Genomic DNA, 21,548 nt, shown 5'->3' with positions numbered 1-21,548 from the left:
TTGAATTTTTCGATGAGCGGCGGGCTCGGAGCCTCGTCGGACTGCGTCAACGCAAATGAAACATGTGACTCGAGGGCGCCGACGGGCGGAAGGCCAATAAAATCCGTCTTGCATTTTAGCTAAGATGCCCGCTCGGAGGCACGCGTCAGCGAGCAACCGGCCGCAAGCGTCGGCGATCACGCGGCGCTCAGGGCTGTCGTTGCTTCACCATGTGTTTGGCGCCCGTGCCGTTGGCGCGAACGTCCCTGTTCGGCGCTGCGGCTCAGAGCTGCCCGGGAATCCACCCCAGCGCGAGCGCCTGTCCCTGCGCGATCTGGCTCGTCGACATCTTGGAGGCTATGGCGTTGCGCAGCCGCAGGTAGTAGCTGCGCTGGGCACGGCTGGCGTGGGCGGCCGCGAGATCGAGCCATTTGTAGGCCAGCACGACATCCTGCGGAACGCCGTGGCCCTTGTCGTACATCAGGCCGAGCATGGCCTGGCCGAACGGATTGCCGGCGGCTGCGGCCTGACAGTAGAGATCGCTGGCGACGACGTAGGCCTGCGGCGTGCCGAAGCCGTTTTCGTACATGAAGCCGAGCATGGCCTGCGCCTGCGGATTGCCGCGCAGCGCGAGCGGCGTCAATACCCGGACGGCGCGCACGAAGTCGCCGCGCGCATAGGCGCTGCGGGCGGCGCCGATCGAGTCGGCCTTCGCGCCCGACGACAGCGGTCCGAGCAGCAGGCAGGCCGCGGCCAGCGCCAGGATGCGGCGCCGGATCGTCGAACGATTGAGATCAGCGGCTGGTGCGGACACGCAGATCATCCGTGATACTCGCTCCGACCGATCCGCGGAGCTTCGAACGCAGTTCTTCAGCCACTTGATGCGCATCGCTGCCGTCCCGGATGATCTGCGGCCTGATGAAGATGATCAGCTCGGTCCGCGTACCCTTCTTGCCCTGATGCGAGAACGCATCGCCCAGCACGGGAATCTCGTCGAATCCGGGAATGCCGTTGCGATTGCCGTTTTGCTGCTCGCTGATCAGGCCGGCCAGAAGCACGGTCTGGCCGTTGGCCACCGAGATCGCGCTCTTGACCTTGCGCTGTGAGACGGTGGGAGTGAGGCTCGATGCGGACTGCGCCGCGACATTGCTGATCTCCTGCTCGACCTCCAGCCGCACATTGCCGTTGGCGGCGATCCTGGGCACGACGCGCAGGATGATGCCCGTGTTGCGATAGTCGATGGTGTTGACGACGGTGTTGCTCGACGACAGCACCGTGGCGCTGCCGGTCGAGACCGGCACGACGTCGCCGACCTGCAACGTCGCAGTCTGATTGTTGATCACCACCAGCGACGGATTGGAGAGGACCTTGACGCTGGTTACGGTGTGGAGTGCGTCCAGGATCATGTTGGGCGACGACTCGCTTCCGATCAGGAAGTTGAAACCGGGAAGGGCGCGGTTGATCAGCGCCGTCGCCGCCGCCGACGTCGTGGCCGTCGCGACCGACGTGGTCTGGGTGTTGGTGATCGAGCCCTTGTCGGTGCCGAGGCCGAGCGCCTTGCTCGAAAGATAGGCCTGGACGCCGTAGGACAATTCGTTGGTCAGCGTCACCTCGGCGATGGTGGCATCGATGCCGACCTGTAGCACCGGCTGGTCGAGCTGCTGCAAGGTGCTGGAGATGATGCGGTAGTTCTCGCGGTCGGCGTAGATCAGCAGCGAGTTGTTGACGGTGTCCGGGGTGATGCGGACGTTCGGCATCAGCGCCTGGCCGCTGCCGCCGCTGCGCGATTCCAGTCCGGTCGAGGGAGAGGTTGGCGTGCTGCCGGAACTGCTGCTCGGCGATTGCATGCCGGACAGGCCGGTCGCGCCTTGCGCCCGGCTCGATGCATTCGTGCTTGAGCCCGACGATCCCGTCGCGTTGGTGTTGAACGACAGCCGGTCGGCGACCGAGGTCGTCGCGCCGTCCGAGCCCGGAGCAACCTGGCCGTCGGCGCTGTCGGTGGAGGAGGAGGCGCCTCCGAACATGTCGGTGAGGACTTTTGCGAGCTGGCGCGCATCGCCGTAGCGGATCCGGTAGACGTGGACGCTGGTGCGTCCGGAGTCCGCCTGATCGAGCCGGCGGATCCAGGTCGCCGCGGCCTGCAGCAGGGCCGGCTTGCGCGTCACCACCATGATCGCGTTGAGGCGGCTCACGACTTGCAGCTTCACCAGATTCTGGCTGAGGCCATTGTCGCCGGTGTCCATGATCTTCTCGAGCTCGGCGACCAGCGGCTCCGGCGCCGAATTGCTGATCGGAAAGATGCCGACGGATTGGCCACGCATCCAATCGACGTCGAAGCTCAACACGGTCTCGATCGCCGTGCGGCGCTCGGCGCCGGTGCCTTGAATCAGCAGCAGGTTGCGCGTCGCATCGGCGCGGACGCTGCCGGCGCGCGTGGCGAAACTGTCCATCAGCTTGAGGATGGTCTGCGCGCCGACATATTGCAGCGGCACGACCGATATGCCGTAGCCTGGCTGGGCGCGGGCGGCCTCGCTGTCGACGCTGCCGGCGCCGATGGCGTCGCCGAGCGGCGTCAGCTTGTAGCCGCCGCCTTCGCGCACCAGGACGACGCCCGACAGGCGAAGCGCGCTTTCGAGCACGAACAGGATATCAGATCTGGGCACCGGCCGCGCCGAAACCAGGCTGACGCTGCCCTGCACGCGCGGATCGATGGAATAGCCGGCGCCGAGGATGTCGCCGATCACGACCTTCGCAACCAGCGCGATCGGCGAATTCTCGAAGTTGAGGTCGTAGCCTTTGCCGTCAGCCGCCGGTTGCGGCCTGATCTCTGCGACCTCCTGGACCACGGTGCCCTGATAGGTCCGCGCCGTGGCGCGCTCGACTTCGGGGCGGCCCTGGATGGAGCCGACCGGCTGGCTATCGCGCGGCAGGATATCGAGCGAGCGAACCTTGTCGATGACATCGACATCCGCCGGCGCGCCCGCCTGCGTGCCGAGCGTCGCCATGTTGCAGGACGCGACCAGGACCCCGATCGCAAGCAACAGGGCAGGACTGACAACCGCAGCGGAACGGCTTCGATTGCCGATACGAAACATGGACTTGCCGATCTACTCGTGTTGACGGGTCGAAACAGGAACGCGTCTCGTTTGGACCTCGCAGCTGCATAGCGGTCCAAGATGACACTTATGTATCGCAGCCCTGGGCCGCCGGCCTTTGCGCTGCATGTGTGTCGGATTTGTCGGCGTCGGCTGCATTCGTACAGCCGTCATGTTCGCGATCGATAAGGTTGGTAGCCAGTTGCGTGGGCCGAGACGTCGTGCCGCCCTGGCGGCATCCGGATCACGCCATGAGCGGTACACTGTCGACCCAGTTCCAGGCCCATCTGCGACAGCGGCATCCGTCGGCGCCTGGCAGCGGTGGGGCGGCCGATCAGCCGCAGGCGGCGTTGTGGGACTGCTTCGGCCTCACCGCCGAGGTCTTCGCGGAGGAGGCGGCTCGGTTCACCGGCCTGCAGCGCGCGAGCCTGCGCGAGCTGATGGCGGCTGCGCCGGCAGTCGATGAATTCTCCGACCGCTTCCTGCGCGAGGTGCTCGGCTATCCCTACAGGACGTCCGAAGGCACGGCCGTGTTCGCGATGGCCGATCCGACCGATCAGGCGGTGCGCCGGGCCGCCGAACTCGTGCTCGGCGCGGACACGATCGTCAAGGTCGCGTCCCACGAAGACATTGCCGTCGTCCTCGACCAGAGGCTTGGCGAAGCGGACGAAGCCGGGATCACGCCCACCCAGGACCTCCGCGACGACGACGTCGAAAGTCTGCGTGATCTCGCGAGCGGCGCGCCGGTGGTGCGCGCCGTCAACGATCTCATCGAGAAGGCGGTGGAGATGCGCGCCAGCGACATCCACATCGAGCCGTTCTCGACCGGGCTCGTCGTCAGGCTGCGAGTGGACGGCCTGTTGCGTCCGATCACGGCGCCAGCCGGCGTGCTTCCGCAGGCCGTGATCTCGCGCATCAAGATCGTCGCCGGCCTCAACATCGCCGAGCGGCGCCTGCCGCAGGATGGCGCCGCTCGGATTCGGGCCGGGCGAACCGACATCGACGTCCGCGTCGCGATCATGCCGACCCAGCACGGTGAATCGGCGGTGCTGCGCATCCTGCCGAAGGATCGCTCGCAACTGGTCGCGAGCCGGCTCGGTCTGTCCGCGCGCGACGACGCGGCGCTGCGGCGTCTGATGACCCTGCCGCACGGGATGATTGTGATCACGGGACCAACGGGCAGCGGCAAGACCACGACGCTCGCCACGATCCTGTCGATGCTCAACACGCCCGAACGCAAGATCCTGACCGTCGAAGATCCGGTGGAATACGAGATCCCCGGCATCAACCAGTCGCAGATCAAGCCGGCGATCGGTTTGACCTTTGCCAGCGCGCTGCGCTCCTTCGTGCGTCAGGACCCCGACGTCATCATGGTCGGCGAGATCCGGGACAGTGAGACGGCCCATGTGGCGGTTCATGCCGCGCTGACCGGCCACCTCGTGCTGACCACGCTGCATACCGAGACGGCGGCGGCGGCGGTGCCGCGGCTGCTCGATCTCGGCGTCGAAGGCTTTCTGCTGCGATCGACCTTGCGTGCCGTGATCGCCCAGCGCCTGGTGCGCCAGCTCTGCGATCACTGCAAGACGCCGAAGCCGCTCGACGAAGAGACGTGTCGCGACGATCCGCGCTTCGGCCATCTCGGCCTCGCTCCCGGCGAGACCATTTGGCATCCGACGGGCTGCGAGCGCTGCGGCGGAGCGGGCTATCGCGGCCGTGTCGGTGTGTTCGAGCTGCTCGAGTTGACCGGCGGAGTGCGCGAACTCATCGCCGACAGCGCCGACGGTCTCGCCATCGACCGGCGGGCCATTCAGGAGGGCATGACGACGATGCTCGACGACGGCATCGCCAAGTGCCGCGCCGGCGTCACCTCGGCGTCCGAGCTGCTTCGTGTCCTGGTCGCGCGCTGAGGTGGATCGTGCCGAACTACCGCTATCGCGCCCTGACCCAGTCCGGAGAGATCGTCGTCGGCTCGCTCGAGGCGCCCTCGCGCGGCGAGGTCGAGCGGCGCATCTCCTATCTGCAACTGCTGCCGATCGAAGCCGTCGAGGAGAAGGCGGGCGCTGCTTCGTCGGTTGGACTATCGTTCGGCGGTCCGTCTGCGGCCGAGGTGACGACCTTCACGCGCGATCTCGCCCTGCTGCTCAAGGCTGGGGCGCGGCTCGACGATGCGCTCGACCTGTTGTCGAGCGATTCGGATATCGGTCGTCTCCGTCCCGTGGTGGCGCGGCTGCGCGCCGCCATCATGGCCGGTGAGAGCTTTGGCGACGCGGCGGCGGCCCAGCCGCGGCTGTTTTCGCCGATGTATGTCGCCTTGATGCGCGTCGGCGAGGCGTCGGGCACGCTGGATCAGGTCCTGACCGCGCTGGCCGGCGAACGCGAGCGCTCCGAGGCGACACGGCGGAAATTGACCGATGCGATGCAGTATCCCGCCTTCGTCTTCCTCGCGGCGATCGGCGTGATGCTGTTCTTCCTGGTGGCGGTCCTGCCGCAATTCTCCGCGGTGCTCAGGGATTTCGGCGGACGCGCCGATACCGCGCTCGGCTTCTTCATGACGCTGTCCGACATCATGCGCGCCAATGCGGCCGCGATCGCGCTCGGCTGCGCGGCGCTGCTCGCATCGGGCTGGTGGCTGTTACGTCAAGCCGCGGTTCGCGCCGCCTTGACCGGGATCCTGGCGCTGACGCCGGGGATCGGCAGCATCCTGATGTTCTATCGGACCAGCCTGTTCTGCCGCAATCTCGGCCTGCTGCTCGGCTGCGGCGTCACCCTGACCGCGGCCTTGCGCATTCTCGTCGACGTGATGGCGGTGACATCGTTGCGCGCTCCCTGGTCCGCGGCCGCAGATCGCGTGCGTCATGGCGGCAAGCTGTCCCAGGCGCTGTCGGCCGACAACATGTTGCCGCCGATGGCGCTGCGCATGCTGCGGCTGGGCGAGGAGACCGGGCAGTTGCCGACGCTCTCCGCCCGCATCGCCGAGTTCTACGAAGCCAAGCTGCAGCGCGGCCTCGACCGCATCGTGGGTATCGTCGGTCCCGCGGCTATCCTCCTCATCAGCGTGGTGGTCGGCGGACTGATCGTCTCGATCATGACGGCGCTTCTTTCCGTGACGCAACTCGTCGGCTGACCGCACATCCAGGAGAATGACATGAGTTCAGACACGCAAGACCGACCGGCTCGGCCGATCAGCGCGCTGCGATCGCGCGATAACGAGCGCGGCTTCACGCTGGTCGAGATGCTGGTCGTGATCACGATCATCGGGCTGATCATGGGGCTGATCGGACCGCGCGTGCTGAACTATCTGAGCGAGTCCAAGACCAAGGCGGCGCGGATTCAGCTGCAGAGCTTCTCCAGCGCGCTCGACCTCTACTTCCTCGACGTCGGCCGCTATCCCTCGACCTCGGAAGGACTCGCCGCACTGGCGCAGCGTCCGCCGGGCCAGACCGCCTGGAACGGACCGTATCTCAGGGGCGGCGCCGTGCCGAAGGATCCGTGGAATGCGGCCTACGTCTATCGCGCGCCGGGCGAACGCGGTCCATACGACATCCTGTCCTATGGCGCGGACGGACAGGAAGGCGGCAGCGGCAGCGCGGCGGACATCACGCTCGGGACGCAGACGAGCGCACGCAATGAATGACGAAGCGCAGCGCGGCTTCACCCTGCTCGAGATGGTCTGCGTGCTCGCGATCGTCGCGCTGCTGGCGTCGGTCGCGCTGCCCGATCTGCCGCGGCAGACGTCGCGCCCGCGGCTGCAGGCCTATGCGCTGCAGGCCGTGACGCTTCTGAAGTCCGATCGTGCGATGTCGATGCGCATCGGGCTGCGCGTCGATACGCAGATCGACACGGCGCGCCGGCTCATCCGCTCCGGTGACGGCAGGGCCGCGCTGAGGCTGCCGGAGGATGTCGGCTTTCAGGCGGTGCTGCCGCGCAGCTGTCAGCACCGTCCGGCGCTGGCGGCGATCAGCTTCCTTCCCGACGGTCTGTCCTGCGGAGGGGCGATCACATTATCGCACGCTGATCTTAGCCTGGAGATCAGAGTCAATTGGCTGACGGGGAGGGTCGACATTGTTCCGCGCGCACTCGCCCATGGTTGATCGCAACACGGCGGATCACGACCAGGCCGGCTTCACGCTGATCGAGGTGCTGGTCGCGCTCGCCGTCGTCAGCGTGTCGCTCGCCGCGATCGGGGCCGTCGTGTCGCGCAACGCCATCAGCGTCCGCAAGCTGGAGCAGCACGTCACACTCGTCGCCGACATGAGGCTCGCGGTCGCCACCGCGCTCGCCGATCGCGCGCGGCTGCAGCCGGGCGTCATCGAGCAACGTTCGGGCTCCGGTTCGGTCGTGCTGCAGATCGACCCGCTCGGTGGCGATTGGGGACAGCCGGCCGGGCAGCAGGGCTGGATGCCCGAGGCCGTCACCTTGCGCGTGCGAACGGGGGCGGGCGCCGTCGCCGAGGTGCAGACGGTCCGGCTGGCGCGGGGAGCGCGCTGATGACGACGCGATTCGATCCTGGCAGCAAGGCGGGCTTCGCCCTGATCGAGGCGCTCGGCGCGCTGGCGATTGCGGGGATCGTGCTGTCGGCGCTGGTCGCCGTCACCGCGCAATGGCTGCCGGCCTGGACGCGCGGACTGGATCGGGTGCAACGGGCCGAGATGGTGGCCGCAGCGCTGCGCCGGGCCGGCGATGATTTTGCTGCTGCGCTGTTCGTGCCGGCCGATCGCGAGCAGAAGGGGCCGTTGTTCATAGGCCAGGAATTCTCCGCGATGTTTGTCCGCACGGAGATCGGCCCCAACGCCGGACATGGTCTCGACGTCGTGCGCATCGGGGAGGAGGGCGCCGGGGGTGACCGCGCATTGCGGCGCTCTCATGCCGCGTTCGCGCCGGTGCCGGTCGGTCAGACCGTGGCGGAGCAATACCGTTTCACAGATCCAGTCATGCTGCTGTCGCCGCCGTTCCGGATGTCCTTTGCTTATGCGGATCGGACGATGACCTGGACTACCGAGTGGCGCGATGCGACCAAGCTGCCGTTCGCGGTGCGCATGACCGTCGTCGATGATAGCCGCGGCGGCTTGCCTGTTGTGGTCGGCGCGGTCCGTATCGCGGTCGATACGCCGGCCGGCCCCGCGGTCAGTGGAATGGCGGCGAATGCGAACCGTCCACAGGCGACGGCCGAACCGCCGAAGCCGAACCAGAACGACCCGATCGACTGATGATGCGGCACCCTCTCAGCCATGGCTCTGTCGGTCGGCACAGCAATGAGGATGGTTTCATCCTCATCGCTGCGTTGTGGATGCTGGCAGCACTCGCGGCCCTCGTTGTGATCGTGTCGCAGCAACTGGGAAGCTCGGCGCGGCTGCTGCGGCTCGAAGACGAGGCCGTCGCGGCCGATGCGCTGGTGACGGCGGCGATCGAATTGTCCGCCTATCGACTGATGCTCTCGAAAGAAGAGGAACGGCCCAGACAGGGCGGCTTCCGGCTCATGCTCGGGAGCAACGAGATCGCGGTGTCGTTCGTGAGCGAGGCGGCGCGGATCGATCTCAACGCGGCTTCGAAGGACATGCTGGAGAATCTCTTCGTCACGATGGGCAGTGAGCGCGATGCTGCGAAGGACTATGCCGAGCGCGTCGTCGCGTGGCGCTCCAAGCCGACCGATGCCGCGAAGGCGCAGGCGGAGGAGGCGCGTTATGCCGCGGCCGGCCTCAAGCGGGTGCCGCGCCTTGCGCCGTTCGCGCATGTCGGCGAACTCGCGCTCGTCCTCGGCATGCCCGCGTCGCTGGTCGATCGCGTGCTCCCATTGGTGACGGTCTTCAACGGCTCTCCGGGCATCGATGCGACGCTTGCCGCGCCGGAAGCGGTGGCGGCACTGCCAGGAATGACGCCTTTGGTCCTGAAGGATTTCCTCGAGACCCGGACGTCGCAGTCGCAGGACGGCGATGCACTCGCCAGGGCGCTGGGGCCGGCCGCGACGGAATCCGCCAAGGGCAAGAGCAAGGCGGTTCGGCTGCGCATCCTCGTCGGTCCCGCGGGCGGACTGCACCATGCCGCGACGGCGGTGATCGTGCCTGGAGAAGGCGACGAGCCATACCGGCTGCTGGCGCGGCAGGACGAGGGGCCGCAGCCAAGGAGCGCGCTGCAGGCGCGGCGACTGCCATGAAGCTGACCGAGATGCTCGAACGCGGACTGACGGCGTGGACGGCGACGGTGGCCACCGCGATCGAAGCGGTCGCCGACTGGCAGCTCCGGCGCCCACGCGTCCGCGTCAGCTACGATCGGCCCGATCATATCGCCCTGACGATGCAGCCGCCGCCGCAAGGCAGGCCTGCGCTCTCGCAGACTTCCATGAATTTGGCGAACGGCGGTGCTGGCGCGCTCCCGGCGGAGTGGTTGAAGGCGCTGCGCGGTTGCACGCTCGAAGTCCATCTCACCGCGGAAATGGTGCTGGTCCGTCCGCTCGATTTTCCCAGGCAGGCCGAGCCGTTCCTGGAGGGCATGATCCGGACCCAGATCGGCAGGTTCACGCCCTGGACCCTCGACCAGGCCGTCTATGGCTTCAGTGCTCCCCGCGCCGCGGCGCCTGATCGGATCACGTTGACGCTGGTTGCGACCAGGCGCGCATCGACCGAGCCGCTGCTCGCGTTCGCAGCCGATGTCGGCGCCGCGACAATCGCCATCTCGGCCGATGATGGCTCGCCCGACGCGGCGCCGGTCCAGATCTACAAGGCGTCGCTGCGCTCGGCGTTCGCAGGTGGTCGTGATCTCGGCCACGTGCTCAAACTCGGCTGGCTGTCTGTCGCCGCGGCAACGGCTGTGCTGCTGGTGGCCACGACCCTGACGGGCGCGCTGATGGATGGTGAGCTCGAGGATGCGCAGGCGCAGGTGACGCGGCTGCGCGCGGCGCTGCGGCCGGCGATCGGAGCCGCCTCCGCCGCGGACGGGCTTCTCGCCAAGCGCAAGCAGACGAGCCCCGCGAGCGTGATGGTGCTCGACACCCTGTCGAAGATCCTTCCGGACGATACGTATGTGACCGAGCTGCACGTCGAAAACGACCGGCTGCAGATATCGGGCGTGACCCAGGACGCACCCGCCCTCATCCGCCTGATCGAACAGTCGCCGCAATTCAGCCGGGCCACCTTCTACGCGCCGACGACGCGGAGTCCAGGGGAGGCCGGTGAACGTTTCCACGTCGAAGCGCGCATCAACGCCTATTTCGGAGACCCGGCATGAGCTGGTCGACCTCGCTGCGCAAGAACTTCGTGAGCTCACCGGCTGCGGCTGCAGCGCTCTATGTCGGAACGATCATCGGACTGATCTGGCTCGGCGCCGCCGCCATCATCGACCAGCTCGACAAGCGCGCCCAGCTCAATGACGCCAACGCGCAGCTGGCGCAGTTCTCGGTGCGGAAACGCCCCGGCGGCGGTGCGGCGACGAGCACTTCGTCCCCCGGCGGATCGGTGTTCGTCGAGGGCCCCACGGTCACGGTCGCCGGCGCCGCGCTGGTGCAGCGCTTGACGGAGGCGGTCACCAGGGTTGGCGGCAGCGTGCTGTCGACCCAGGTCGATCTCCCGGCGGCGCGCGCGACGACGAGCCTGATCAGCGTCGTGGCCAGCTGCGAGCTCGAACAGCCGGCGCTGCAACAGCTGCTCTATGACATCGAGGCCGGGTTGCCGTTCCTGTTCGTCGACCAGTTGCACGTTCAGCAGCCGCTGGCGGCGGCCGAGAGCGGAGCAGGGCGGCTGCGGGTGCTGGTCACGGTCTCGGGTCAATGGCAGGGAAAAGTGTGATGCGATCGCCCGCCACCTCATGCGCCGTTGCGCTCGCCATTGCTTTGCTGGCCGAAGGCTCTCCCACGCGCGCAGTGGCCGAGGAGCCGGGTGCGCCCGAACCCGCGTCGTCGGCGCAAGCCTTGCCTGGCAGCAATGGTTTCGCCTCGCCGACGGCCGATCCGGCGCAGGCGCCCGCCGCAGCGGCGGTTGCGCGGAGCGCCAATCCGTTGTGGGACGTTCCGCTCACCGCGCTGTCGGCGACCCGCGACCGCCCGATCTTCTCGGCATCGCGCCGCCCGCCTGCGGTGGCGGCACCGGTTGCTGTGATGCAGCTACCGCCGCCTCCGCCGCCGCCCGAACCGGAACGGCCGAGCCTGCAGCTCGTCGGGACCGTGATCGGCGACGAGGAAAGCTTTGGCATCTTCGTCGATCCGGCATCGCAGAAGCCGCTGCGATTGCGGGTCGGTGCGTCGTATGAGGGGTGGCTGCTGCATTCCCTGAAGCCTCGGGAAGCGATGCTGCAGAAGAATCTGGAGACGGTGAACGTGATGATGCCGCAGCTCGGATCCATCGCCGGTAGCGAGGCCGGCACGGCATCGATTCCGACTGGCGGACGGGACAGGGGGGCGCGACGTGCGCGCTGAACGTGTCGCCACGGTCCTCAGAGCGGCATGATCGACCAGCCCTCGCCCTGCAACAGCAGCGCACCCGCGAGGCCGATGACGAGAAATGGACCGAATGGCAGCGCGGTCTGCCCGGTCATGCTTCGCCCGGCGATGGAGAGAGCCAGGACGGCTGCGAGCGCCGTCGTCGTCGCGATCAGTAGCACGATCGGAAGCTCCGTCAGTCCCGTCCAGAGCGTGGCCGCCATCAGAAACTTGACGTCGCCGAGACCCAATCCCTGCCTGCCGCGCAGCATCGCATAGAGCCGGCGCAGCAGCAGCAGCGCCGCGCCGACCGCCAGCCCGGCTGCGATGTCCCACAAGGCCTGCGCCAGATCCTCCAGCGCCAGCGTGCGAATGAAACCGCTTGCCGCCACCAGCGCATTCATCCAGTCCGGCAGGATGCCGTCGCGCAGATCGGCCCGGATCAGGCCGGCGCCGGCGAGGATCAGCACGACGAGACAGAGGATGTTGATGGTGGTCGCCACGCAGCCCGGATTCGCAAGCCCTCGATCACCGCAGCATAGGCATGCTCAGGCGGCGAGCGATAGCCCCGCCATCATCAGGCCGACTGCCGCGACCCAACCGCCCGCGGCGCGCACGGCAATTCCGCGCCAATGCGAGACCGGTTCGGTGTCCGGACGTCTGAAGATGAGCGTGAGGGCCATCACCAGCGTGATGACGACGTAGCCCGCGGTGGCGAGCCCGGCCACGTAGAGCAGCAGATCGGTCTGTGGCACGAGCTCGCCGGCATTCGCGGCGCCGCGCATGAGGCCGAGGCCGAATGCGACCAGGCCGAGAACGGCCAAAGGCAGCCGCAGCGCTGTCGCCAGCAGCAGTCCGAGACCGAGGATCGTGGCCGCGTCGACGACGGGAGGCGGGGGAGCAAGGTTCATCGTGATCGCAAGCCCAAGTCCCGCGCACAGGCCGAGCGGAAAGATGACCACGAGCCAGCGTCCACGTGCAGCGCCCAGAGAGCCGGCCAGGACCCCGAGCGCGCCCCAGAGGACGATGTCCTGCAACGTCAGCAGCGGATGCAGGGCGGCCGCATAGAAGTCGCCGAGCCGGGCCGAGACGATGTGCGCGTCGGCGACGCCGGCCTGCGTGAGCAGCAGCAGCGCTGCCAGCAGGGCCGTGCTCACACGCGTGCTCAGATGGACGTTCCTCATGCGATCGCCCCAAGGCTCGCCGCCACGAAGTAGCTACCAAGCGCGGCAATGGCCGCTCCGACGCCCTGGATGAGCCGTTCGCCGCCGGGCCAGCGCGCCAGCGCGCCGATGGTGATGCCGCAGGCGTGGAGCAGACCGGTCGCGACGACGAAGCCGCAGCCATAGGCCATCGGGTTCGCCGCGGTGGGAAGCTCGACGCCATGCGCATGGCCATGGAAGATGGCGAAGATCGCGACGATCGCAGCGGCGGCCGCGAACGGGACGCGGACGCGCAAGGCGACCGCAAGTCCGAGCACCAGCGCCGAGAGCGCGATGACGAGCTCTGGAACGGGCAGTGCGATCTTGAGGATTCCCGCCACGGCGCCGAGCGCCATCACCAGCGGAAACACGACCGGTAACACCCAGATCGCTGCGCCGCCGAGTTGCGCGCCCCAGATGCCGACGGCCACCATCGCGACGAGGTGGTCCGTTCCGGTCAAGGGGTGCAGCAAGCCGCTGGCCAACCCGCCGCCGACCCCCGTCTGCTCATGCGCCAGACAAGGAGTCGCGCTGGCGGCCGACAGCAGGGCAAGGCCCAGCACGGCTTGCAGGCGTTTGCGAGCGGTCATGATTCCCTCATTGATCATGCGGCTGCCAGCACGCGCACGAGCCGGCCCAGGAACCAGAACATCGATACCGAGCCAATCGCGTAGGCGGGCAGCTCGGCGCCCCAGCGCGGCAACTCCGCCTTGAGCTGCCGATGCGCCCAGATCAGTGCCAGCACCAGCAGCACGAACAGGATCTGGCCGATCTCGACGCCGACATTGAAGAACAGCAGCGCGGCTGGCAGAATTCGCCGCTCCAGCCCAAGGCCGGCGAGCGCGCTGGCGAAGCCGATGCCGTGCACCAGGCCGAAGCTGAACGCAACGGCCCAGGGATAGCGTGCGGTCAGTCCGACCTCGCCGCGCTGCTGCTTGACGATCTCGACACCCACGAACACGATGCTGAGCGCGATACAGGCGTTGAGCGGGCCCTCGGGCACGCCGATCAGGCCGAACGCCGTTGCCGCCAGCGAGACGCTATGTCCGACGGTGAAGGCCGTGATGGTCTTGAGCAGACGCCAGCCGCCATTCACGATCCAGATCAGGCCGAGTACGAACAGCAGGTGGTCGGCGCCGAGCAGGATGTGATCGATGCCGAGATTGACGTAGCTGCGCGCGAGCTCCAGCCAGGTGTCGAGCGTGGGAGCGTCGGTGCCGAGGACGGTCACCACCGGATTAGCTGCCGAGATCGTATAGCTGCGCGTCTCGCCGGTCATCGACGTCACGCGGATGATGGCCGCCGACATGTCCTCGCCCAGATTGGCGATCGTCATCTGCCCGACCAGACCCTTGTCGCCGCAATTGAGCTCCGGCAGGCGCAGCAGGCAATGCGGCGGCATCTTGAGTTCGATCCGGTTGGCGCCGTCTTTCGGCAATGTCGTCCAGCGCCCGATATAGACGCCGGCGCGCATCTCCCGGAACTCGAGGACGCCGAGCGTCGCCTGGTGCGCCGCCGCCGGCCGCGGGGCGAGCAGCGCGACGAACGCCGCCAGCATCAGCAGCAGGGCGCGCAAGCCGGTCACGGCTCGTACCTGATCGTGTAGTTGGTCTTGAGCCGGCTCACGGCTTCCCACGCCTGCTTGCGTGTCTCCTCGGTGTGCCACATCTTGGCGGCATCATCGCGCACGTCCTCGAATTTCGCCGGCGCGCCCGGCTTTCGAGCGTCGAGCCGCACGACGTGCCAGCCGTCCTTCGACTGCAGCACCGTCCATTGATTCAAAGGACTCTTGAGCAGGCCATCCGCGAAGCCGTCGCCGAACCCTGGCGACAGGCTCGGAACCGGGCGATCGAGAATGGCGCGGGTCTGCTCGCTCAGTTCTTCGGATTCACGCTGGTCGCGAATTTCGTCGAGCTGCCGGCGGGCCGTGGCTTCGTCCACGGGCGGCGTCATGAAGAAGCTGACGCGCTCCGGTTCGTCGAACCGGGCGTGGTTCTCGGCGAACCATGCCCGCAACTGCTCCTCGCTCGGCTGCGCTACGCGGACCTGATCGAAGATCAGGTATTGCAGCTTGAAGGCGACGCGCTCGCGGATCATTTCGTCGCCGCGATCGACGCCCAGCGCCTTGCCCTCGCGGTAGAGGATTTCGCTCGCGACCCAGGCCTCGACCATCTTCTGCAGCTCGGCCTCGCTCGGCGTGCGCTGCTTGTCCTCGTCAAAGGTGTCGATGAAGGACTGTCGCAGCGCCTTGGTGACCGTGATGACCTTCTCCTCCTTGGCCGGCGGATGCATGATCGCATCGGCTGCAAAGATGCAGCTGCCAAGAACGAGGAAGTGCAGGAGAGGCTCTCTCACGAGCCCGCGAACCGTTGCGCGCCATGGTCGCGCCGGGGCGGCATCCTGAGCGTGTACGTGACTGTCGCTGTCTCGCAGAACGGCGTGTGCAGAGGCGCCTTCGAAGGTCTGCGCCGCATTCGACATGGCAGGAGCTGACATCGGTTCTTTACAAATTCAGACCACGCTCGAGGCGCGGCGCGTATATGCAACGGCACGCTCGGAGTTGTCACCGGGCAATCGGCGGTGTCACAAAAATTTCGCAACGGGCCGGGGCGACGATGTTTGCGAGGGCAACCGTCGTGAAAAATAAATCCTTCAACAAACTGTCTCCGAGTTTTGGTTTGTTCGCCGCGCGAAGCGCACCAAGACTGCGTTGTGATTTCGGTTTCGAACTCTATTGAATTCTCAGGGGCGACGACATGGTTCCATCCACCAAGACGATCCTGCTGACAGCGGCCTCGGTATCGCTGGCTCTGTCGCAGAGCGCCGACGCTGGCGAGCGCTGGGGCGAGACCAGCAAGAACAATCCTTATGTCGCGGGCGACATGCATAATCACAATACGTGCGCGGACGGTTCGGTGGCCGCCGGCTATTCGATCGACCGCGCGGTCGGCAAGGGCACCGCGGCCGCGGGCGGCACCAATTTCGACCTCGACTGGTTCACGCTCGGCAACCACGGCGGCTCGGGCAATCGGGACTGCCGCTTCAGCGACGCAAGCGCCAACATTCCGGGTGACAACACGACCACCTATTGGAGCCAGACGCTCGGCAAGACCATCGACGGCATCACCATCGCCAGCCTGAAGGGCACGCCCAACGGCACCGACACCAACGCCAAGATGTGGCGCTGGCAGTCGATCCAGGAGATCGAGTATCCGACCATCGTCAATCGCACCGCGACCTACAACAAGGTGCTCGTCGAGGGCCTGGAATGGATCCTGCCGGGTCACGAACATGGCGACGTCGCCGTGATCGCCGGCCAGAATCCCGGTGGCTACGGCAATGCCGACAAGATGGCCGAGTTCGAGTATCGCTTCGACCGCGCCGACACCGACGCGATCGGTCCGGTCGACGCCAAGAGCAATCCGATCTGGACCGGCAAGGACAACGTCAACAACTCCGGTACGGCCGGCCACCAGAAGGCCGTCGCCGGCATCGCCTGGCTGCAGGCCAATCATCCGCTGCAGTCCTACGCGATCCCGACCCACACCGAGCGCCAGGGACCGTTCAACCCGACCGGCACGGCCGGCTACAACATCGAGCATTTCCGCGACTTCAACAATGCCGGCCCGACGGTGGCATTCGGCATCGAGGCTCCCGGGCACATGGCCGAGGGCGGCCTCAACGGCGGTTCGGGCTCCTACGGCTCGGGCGCGGTGGGTGGCGGCACCTATGGCATGCACGGCGTCTACACCGCCAAGGTCGGCGGCCTGTGGGACGGCCTGCTCGGCGAAGGCCGCAACGTGTTCGTCTTCCAGAGCTCGGATTGGCACAGCCGCGGCGTTTACGGCGCGCGCGACGCCAGCACGACGGCGGACTTCATCCCCGGCGAGTATACCCGGCTCTATGTGCCGAATGAGCGGCGCTTCAACCAGCAGTCCATCATCGACGGCATGCGCTCGGGCAACTCGTACTCGGTCAATGCCCAGATCATCGACTCCGACATGGTGTTCCGCGCCAAGGGAGAGTGGGATTACGACTGGAAGACGATGGGCGAGACGCTCCTCGTGCGTCCGGGCGAGAAGGTCACGCTCGAGATGGAGATGACCGTTCCGGTCTCGAACAACAGCCCGTACAGCTTCAACAATCCGCTGCTGCTCCCCGTCGGCATCAAACGGCCGCTGAACAAGCCGTATCTCGACCACGTCGATCTCATCACGAGCGACATCACCGGTCCGATCGCGCCGGGTGCCACGGGCTACGCCGTCGCCAATGCGGCCGGTGTCGCCGGGGCGGCCGTCGTCTACAACGCCTCGGCCAAGATCGCCAAGCAGATCCAGACCGCCAAGATGACGAGTTACAGGCTGCGCGACGGATCGACCCGTTTCAGCTTCACGACCACCTTCATCGCGAGCACGAAGCCCTTCTACATTCGCGCCCGCGGAACCAACATTCCGCCGGCGACGCCGAACGTGTCCGACAGCGCCGGCAACCCGCTGCTCGATCTCAACAACGCCAGCGTCAGCTGCACCGATGCGGCGTGCCCGTCGCATCTGGGAACGGTGAACGGCGTGAAGAAGGTGACCAACGACGTGCAGGCGTGGTCGAACGTCTGGTTCTATGCGAACCCGATCTTCGTCCGTCCCTATGGCGCGCCCGAGTTGCTGGTTGAGAAGAACCATGAGCTGGCGCGCAAGCTGGCTCACAGCCATCATCACTGGCACGATTGGGACCACTGGGGTCACTGGGGCCATTGGGGCCGCTGGGCGTTCAACCGCGACTGATTGCTGCGCGTGATCCGGTGACGCATCGCGCCCCGGATCACCTTTCACCATCGGCGCCGGTTTGCGAACCGGCGCTTTTTCGTGGAGGTTTTTCGTTGGACTTTAGCCGTCGGATGCAGGGCGGGTGCGCCGCTGCTTTCATGCTGCTCGCACTGGCTGGCGAGGCATTGGCGCATGACGTCGAGCCGACGCAGGAGGCCTGCGATGCGGCCGTTGCGGAGGCGCGCACGCAGGCGGCCGCGTTGCCGGCCGAGGATGTAGCGCGCTATTTCGCCGAGCGCGACATACAACAGGCGCTGGTCGAGGCCGGTAACGGCGAGTTCGACGACTGTCTCGAGAAGGCCGAGCGGGCGATGCTGGAATTACGCGAGCGGCCCCACCGTCTGAAGCCGGGAGAGCGGCTCGACATTCTCGGCGCGCACGAAGTGCCACCACGCTGATCGGCGCAAAGGCGATCGCGGGCCGCGTCATCGCTCTGTCACGCAAGTCGGCACATTGTCGGCTCCGTTCCGACATGTGCAGGGCAGTGAGGCATGGACCAGATCGAAGCGCTTTTCCCGATTCCGCTGTTGCGCTCACCCGGACTGTTGAGCGCCGAGTTGAAGGACGCTGCGGTGGCGGCGATCCGCAATTCGAAGATCGAGAGCAACCTGCGGTCCGGTCAGCTGTTCCACACCGAAGTGGCCGATCCCAGCAACAACAATCTGTTTCAGAGCATCGCCGAACTTGCGGTGCCCAAGCTGGTCGATTTCGGCGAATTGCTGTTCGGCGACAAGCTGCGCTGGACGGTCAAGGAAATGTGGACCAACATGCTGGAGACCGGCGGCAATCAGACGCTGCACGCCCATGCCAACAGCTTCATCTCCGGCATCTTCTACCTCACGCCGTCGCATCCCGGCAGCCGCACCGTGTTCGTGCGCCCGCCTGGCGGCAACGATTTTTCATTCCGTCACCATACGCGCAGCGCCGCGGTCGGTCCCTTCAACGCCGGCAAGTATGTGCTGCCGGAAGCGGAGCCCGGCGATCTCGTGCTGTTTCCGAGCTATCTCTATCACGAGGTGCCGCGCAATCAGGGCGACCAGCGCATCACGATCGCCTTCAACGCGATTCCCGACCATCTCGATTGCTGGGGCTACCGCGTCAGCTTCGCCTCCTGAAGGACGCCTATCGTCCGAATTCCTGCGCCAGCAGATCGCGCGCCTCGCGACGCGAGGGAGCGGCCTGCTCGATGTCCAGAAGCAGACGCTCGGCGGCGGCGCGGTCCGATGCGAGCAGCGATCGCGCCATGCTCATGAGCGGAGCATAGGCGGGCTCGAATGCGGCGCTGAGGCGGATCGAGTCGAGCAGGCCGGGTGCCGCGGCTGCGATCAGCGCCGCGCCCCGTGGCTCGCCGGTGAGTGCTGCGCCGGCGCGAAGGAAACGGTTGCGCGCCTGCCAATACGGGCCGAGACGTTCAGTCCACGCTGCGCGCCGTGACGGATCGATCAGGTCAGCCGGATCGGTCTTGATTTGACCGATGACCGTCAGCAGCAACTCCCATGGCGCTGATGTCAGCGCGGTCACGTTGCGCCGGGCATCGAAGGTGACGAACGGGAAATCATCAGTGTTTCGTGGTCCAGGACCGGCGAAGCTCGCCAGCGCATCGGCGCCGGCGACGTACTGACCGAGCAGGTCGATGGGCTGGTCGAGACCGAGAGGACGAAGAATGGGGCGAAGCCGGGGGTCCGACAGGCGGTCGCCGAGCCGATCGGGATCGAGCGGTTGCGGCTTGCGCGATCCGATCAGAGCGAGCATCGGCGTGCGCACGCTGTAATGGTTCAGCCAGGCGGAGCCTCGAGGGAAGACGGCGAGAAAGCTCCTGATGATGGCGCGCAGCGAGGGCGCATCGAGCTGATACAGCGGCAGCCACTGGCAGAACAAGCCGTCGGCCGCCAGCCGCTGCTTGACGGCCTCGAAATGTTCGGTCGTGTAGAGCGCGCCGCTGCCATCCAACGCCGGGTGGAACAGGTCGGCCACGACGACATCATAGCGGGCGTCATCCGCGACGACGAAGCGTCGCGCATCGGCGATCGAGATCGGCGGCATCGCCTGCTTCGCCGCCGGGTTGCCGAACCAGGGCAGCAGCACAACGGCCTCTGCCGACAGTTCGACCGCCCGCACGTCGAGGTCGGGCATCTCGGCGCCGCCGAGCACGGTCGCGCCGGTGCCGACACCCAGGAACAGGGCGGTGCGCGGCGCCGGATGCAGCAGCAGCGGCAGCATCGCCTGGCGAAAATCGGAGCGCACCGAACTGGTGCCGCCCATCCGGAAGTGTCCGTTGACCTCGAGATAGCGTGCGCCGGAGGCATCGTCGACGACGCTCGCGGTCGCCATCGGTCCTTCGCGCAACGCCAGAAGCTTGCCGCCGGGTGGCACCTTTACCAGCGTGGGGGCAGGAATTGCCAGGAGTGCGAGCCCGAGCGCGCATGGTGCAAGGGCCCAGCGCCGCGCTGCACCCCGGACGGGTAACAGCAGCAGATATCCGAGCGCGACCAGAACCAGCGCCAGCCAACTGCCGAAGGTCGGGATCAGCAGCTGCGCCGCCACGAGCGGCGCAATGGCCGCGCCGACACTGTTGATGCCGACGGCCCAGCCGACCGATCCGTTGATGTCGCGGACCTCCTGCATCAGCTGGCCGAACAGCGCACCCATGGCCATCGACGGCAGCAGAAACAGAAGCAGCGCGATGCCGAGCTCGCCGCCGACGCCGAGGCCCGCCGCGCGATCCGCGAGGCCGCCGAGAAAGGGAGCCATGATGGCCGTGCCCAGGCAGACGAGGGCCGTGATACTGACCAGCTCGGTCCTGCCGAGCACGGCCGTCGGTCTGATGCGCTGCCAGATCATGCCTCCCGCGGCTGTCCCCAGCAGATATGCCGCCAGCAGGCAGGCAAAGCTATAGACGGTGTCCTGCAGCATCTGCGCCGCCAGCCGCACGACCAGCACTTCGAACGCGATGCCGAGGAGGCCGGTGACGAACAGACTCGCGGTCAGTCGGCCGAGGACTCCGACCGGGCGCTGGATGGGTTCGCGCGGCGCGATGAGAAGCGTCCGACCGAGATGAAACGCGGCCACCGCGCAGGCGGCGTTGACGGCGGCCAGGCACAGCAGCGTCGTCGCCAATCCGAGCGTGGGGATCAGCACGAAGGTCGACAGCAGCGTGCCCGCGACGGCGCCTGCGGTGTTGACGCCGTAGACGCCGGCGCCGACCGCGCCGCCGCTGCGTGCCGCCGACATCATGCGCTCCAGCGCCGTGAGCGTGCCGCCCATCGCCACGGTGGCGGGCAGCAGTACCAGCGTCGGAAGCAGGAAGCTCGCACTCCACAGCAGGATGGGCGAGGGCGCAGTGCCCAGCAACGGCGCCAATGCACGCGCGCCTGCCGGCAGCAGCCATATCGCGCAGAGACCCCAGAGGCCGATCACCGCTTCAAGAACGGCGTAGACCTGGTGCGGCTTGGCGGCGCGGCGGATCCTGCCGTCCAACACGAAGGCTCCGAACGCCAGACCCGCGAAGAAGCCGGCGATGGCGCCCAGGACTGCCATCATCTCCGTGCCCAACGCGAGGGCGAGCTGGCGCGTCCAGACAATCTCGTAGCCCAGCCCGGCCAGACCGGATGCTGCGATCAGCAGCTTCATCGGCAGAAGCGGAACCGTGCTCCGGCGGTCGAGGGTGTCACCAGCGCGTTCGCTCTGCATCTGCGCGATCAGATCCGCCCCGCGCGAGGCTGCATGACGTGCTTCGGTCAATATCCGGGCCTGTGGTTCTCGTGATCCGTCGTCGCGCCAAACGCGCCGAGCGGAGGCCGGGCACTCGACCGAGCCTGCTGCACGCCGGCCATTTACGCGCCGAGACGCTATCTCTGTGGTCGCGTTTCATGACGGTGGTTTGACCATTCGCGATCGGCTCGACCGTGGCGGCCCATTGCGTGGCGAGCGGATCGGGCTGCCTTGCCCTCGGCCGACAGCGTCAGCCGGGCGATCATGCATGGGCTACGGTGGTCGGGAAGGGTTGGAAGATGCGATGCAACTTATAAGTGTGCATCTTTTG

21 protein-coding genes are annotated in these 21,548 nt (G+C 67.0%); 13 read left to right on the top strand and 8 right to left on the bottom strand.

Features of this window, described 5'->3' with window-relative positions; genetic code table 11:
• Positions 1-262: 262 nt before the first annotated feature.
• The gene (locus ACQR1B_RS31190; protein WP_434834712.1) at positions 263-802 is read right to left on the bottom strand and encodes a tetratricopeptide repeat protein; all 540 of its coding nucleotides are present in this window, start codon (positions 800-802) and stop codon (positions 263-265) included.
• Entirely contained in the window at positions 774-3,074 is a 2,301-nt protein-coding gene (gene gspD / locus ACQR1B_RS31185; RefSeq protein ID WP_434834711.1) for a type II secretion system secretin GspD, read from the bottom strand. The genes ACQR1B_RS31190 and gspD overlap by 29 nt, the downstream gene beginning before the upstream one ends.
• A gap of 251 nt (positions 3,075-3,325) precedes the next feature.
• On the opposite strand from gspD, the gene ACQR1B_RS31180 reads away from it, so the two are divergent.
• The 10 genes from ACQR1B_RS31180 (at position 3,326) to ACQR1B_RS31135 (ending at position 11,478) form a co-directional block, all read left to right on the top strand.
• The gene (locus tag ACQR1B_RS31180) at positions 3,326-4,981 is read left to right on the top strand and encodes a GspE/PulE family protein (protein ID WP_434834710.1); all 1,656 of its coding nucleotides are present in this window, start codon (positions 3,326-3,328) and stop codon (positions 4,979-4,981) included.
• A gap of 8 nt (positions 4,982-4,989) precedes the next feature.
• Positions 4,990-6,198, top strand: a complete 1,209-nt coding sequence (locus tag ACQR1B_RS31175; protein ID WP_434834709.1) for a type II secretion system F family protein — start codon at positions 4,990-4,992, stop codon at positions 6,196-6,198.
• Between the two features lie 21 nt (positions 6,199-6,219).
• Positions 6,220-6,708 (top strand): type II secretion system major pseudopilin GspG, encoded by a 489-nt coding sequence (gspG, locus tag ACQR1B_RS31170; protein ID WP_434834708.1) that lies wholly within the window; start codon positions 6,220-6,222, stop codon positions 6,706-6,708.
• Positions 6,701-7,165 carry a pilus assembly FimT family protein gene (locus ACQR1B_RS31165; RefSeq protein WP_434834707.1) on the top strand — a complete coding sequence of 155 codons (465 nt, stop codon included), beginning with the start codon at positions 6,701-6,703 and terminating at the stop codon, positions 7,163-7,165. Before gspG ends, ACQR1B_RS31165 begins: the two co-directional genes overlap by 8 nt.
• Positions 7,158-7,562, top strand: a complete 405-nt coding sequence (locus ACQR1B_RS31160; RefSeq protein WP_434834706.1) for a prepilin-type N-terminal cleavage/methylation domain-containing protein — start codon at positions 7,158-7,160, stop codon at positions 7,560-7,562. The genes ACQR1B_RS31165 and ACQR1B_RS31160 overlap by 8 nt, the downstream gene beginning before the upstream one ends.
• On the top strand, positions 7,562-8,281 hold the full coding sequence (locus ACQR1B_RS31155; RefSeq protein WP_434834705.1) for a PulJ/GspJ family protein: 720 nt from the start codon (positions 7,562-7,564) through the stop codon (positions 8,279-8,281). Before ACQR1B_RS31160 ends, ACQR1B_RS31155 begins: the two co-directional genes overlap by 1 nt.
• On the top strand, positions 8,281-9,225 hold the full coding sequence (locus ACQR1B_RS31150; RefSeq protein ID WP_434834704.1) for a general secretion pathway protein GspK: 945 nt from the start codon (positions 8,281-8,283) through the stop codon (positions 9,223-9,225). Before ACQR1B_RS31155 ends, ACQR1B_RS31150 begins: the two co-directional genes overlap by 1 nt.
• Entirely contained in the window at positions 9,222-10,295 is a 1,074-nt protein-coding gene (locus ACQR1B_RS31145; protein ID WP_434834703.1) for a PilN domain-containing protein, read from the top strand. The genes ACQR1B_RS31150 and ACQR1B_RS31145 overlap by 4 nt, the downstream gene beginning before the upstream one ends.
• The gene (gene gspM, locus ACQR1B_RS31140; RefSeq protein WP_434834702.1) at positions 10,292-10,852 is read left to right on the top strand and encodes a type II secretion system protein GspM; all 561 of its coding nucleotides are present in this window, start codon (positions 10,292-10,294) and stop codon (positions 10,850-10,852) included. Before ACQR1B_RS31145 ends, gspM begins: the two co-directional genes overlap by 4 nt.
• A gap of 74 nt (positions 10,853-10,926) precedes the next feature.
• Positions 10,927-11,478 carry a hypothetical protein gene (locus ACQR1B_RS31135; RefSeq protein WP_434875144.1) on the top strand — a complete coding sequence of 184 codons (552 nt, stop codon included), beginning with the start codon at positions 10,927-10,929 and terminating at the stop codon, positions 11,476-11,478.
• Between the two features lie 17 nt (positions 11,479-11,495).
• Here ACQR1B_RS31135 and ACQR1B_RS31130 read toward each other — a convergent pair whose 3' ends face one another.
• The 5 genes from ACQR1B_RS31130 to ACQR1B_RS31110 are packed head-to-tail and all read right to left on the bottom strand — an operon-like array spanning position 11,496 to position 15,179.
• Entirely contained in the window at positions 11,496-11,984 is a 489-nt protein-coding gene (locus tag ACQR1B_RS31130; RefSeq protein ID WP_434834700.1) for a prepilin peptidase, read from the bottom strand.
• A gap of 45 nt (positions 11,985-12,029) precedes the next feature.
• Positions 12,030-12,665 carry a HupE/UreJ family protein gene (locus ACQR1B_RS31125; protein ID WP_434834699.1) on the bottom strand — a complete coding sequence of 212 codons (636 nt, stop codon included), beginning with the start codon at positions 12,663-12,665 and terminating at the stop codon, positions 12,030-12,032.
• A complete protein-coding gene (locus ACQR1B_RS31120; RefSeq protein ID WP_434834698.1) occupies positions 12,662-13,273 on the bottom strand; it encodes a HupE/UreJ family protein in 612 nt (203 codons plus the stop codon). Before ACQR1B_RS31120 ends, ACQR1B_RS31125 begins: the two co-directional genes overlap by 4 nt.
• 14 nt (positions 13,274-13,287) lie before the next feature.
• Positions 13,288-14,268 (bottom strand): HupE/UreJ family protein, encoded by a 981-nt coding sequence (locus ACQR1B_RS31115; RefSeq protein ID WP_434834697.1) that lies wholly within the window; start codon positions 14,266-14,268, stop codon positions 13,288-13,290.
• Positions 14,265-15,179, bottom strand: a complete 915-nt coding sequence (locus tag ACQR1B_RS31110) for a peptidyl-prolyl cis-trans isomerase (RefSeq protein ID WP_434834696.1) — start codon at positions 15,177-15,179, stop codon at positions 14,265-14,267. Before ACQR1B_RS31110 ends, ACQR1B_RS31115 begins: the two co-directional genes overlap by 4 nt.
• A gap of 260 nt (positions 15,180-15,439) precedes the next feature.
• Between ACQR1B_RS31110 and ACQR1B_RS31105 the strand changes: the two genes are divergently transcribed.
• The 3 genes from ACQR1B_RS31105 to ACQR1B_RS31095 all read left to right on the top strand — a co-directional run bounded on the left by ACQR1B_RS31105 (position 15,440) and on the right by ACQR1B_RS31095 (position 18,621).
• Positions 15,440-17,464 (top strand): hypothetical protein, encoded by a 2,025-nt coding sequence (locus tag ACQR1B_RS31105; protein ID WP_434834695.1) that lies wholly within the window; start codon positions 15,440-15,442, stop codon positions 17,462-17,464.
• A 140-nt stretch (positions 17,465-17,604) separates the two neighbouring features.
• A complete protein-coding gene (locus ACQR1B_RS31100; protein WP_434834694.1) occupies positions 17,605-17,904 on the top strand; it encodes a hypothetical protein in 300 nt (99 codons plus the stop codon).
• Between the two features lie 93 nt (positions 17,905-17,997).
• Positions 17,998-18,621 (top strand): 2OG-Fe(II) oxygenase family protein, encoded by a 624-nt coding sequence (locus tag ACQR1B_RS31095; protein WP_434834693.1) that lies wholly within the window; start codon positions 17,998-18,000, stop codon positions 18,619-18,621.
• A 7-nt stretch (positions 18,622-18,628) separates the two neighbouring features.
• Here ACQR1B_RS31095 and ACQR1B_RS31090 read toward each other — a convergent pair whose 3' ends face one another.
• On the bottom strand, positions 18,629-21,196 hold the full coding sequence (locus ACQR1B_RS31090) for a spermidine synthase (RefSeq protein WP_434834692.1): 2,568 nt from the start codon (positions 21,194-21,196) through the stop codon (positions 18,629-18,631).
• Positions 21,197-21,548 lie beyond the last annotated feature (352 nt).

Origin of the sequence: Bradyrhizobium oligotrophicum (assembly GCF_051168495.1) — a bacterium.
GTDB lineage: Bacteria > Pseudomonadota > Alphaproteobacteria > Rhizobiales > Xanthobacteraceae > Bradyrhizobium > Bradyrhizobium oligotrophicum_A.
The sequence above is the reverse complement of the archived record's forward strand: the minus strand, read 5'-3'. Positions and strand labels throughout refer to the sequence as shown.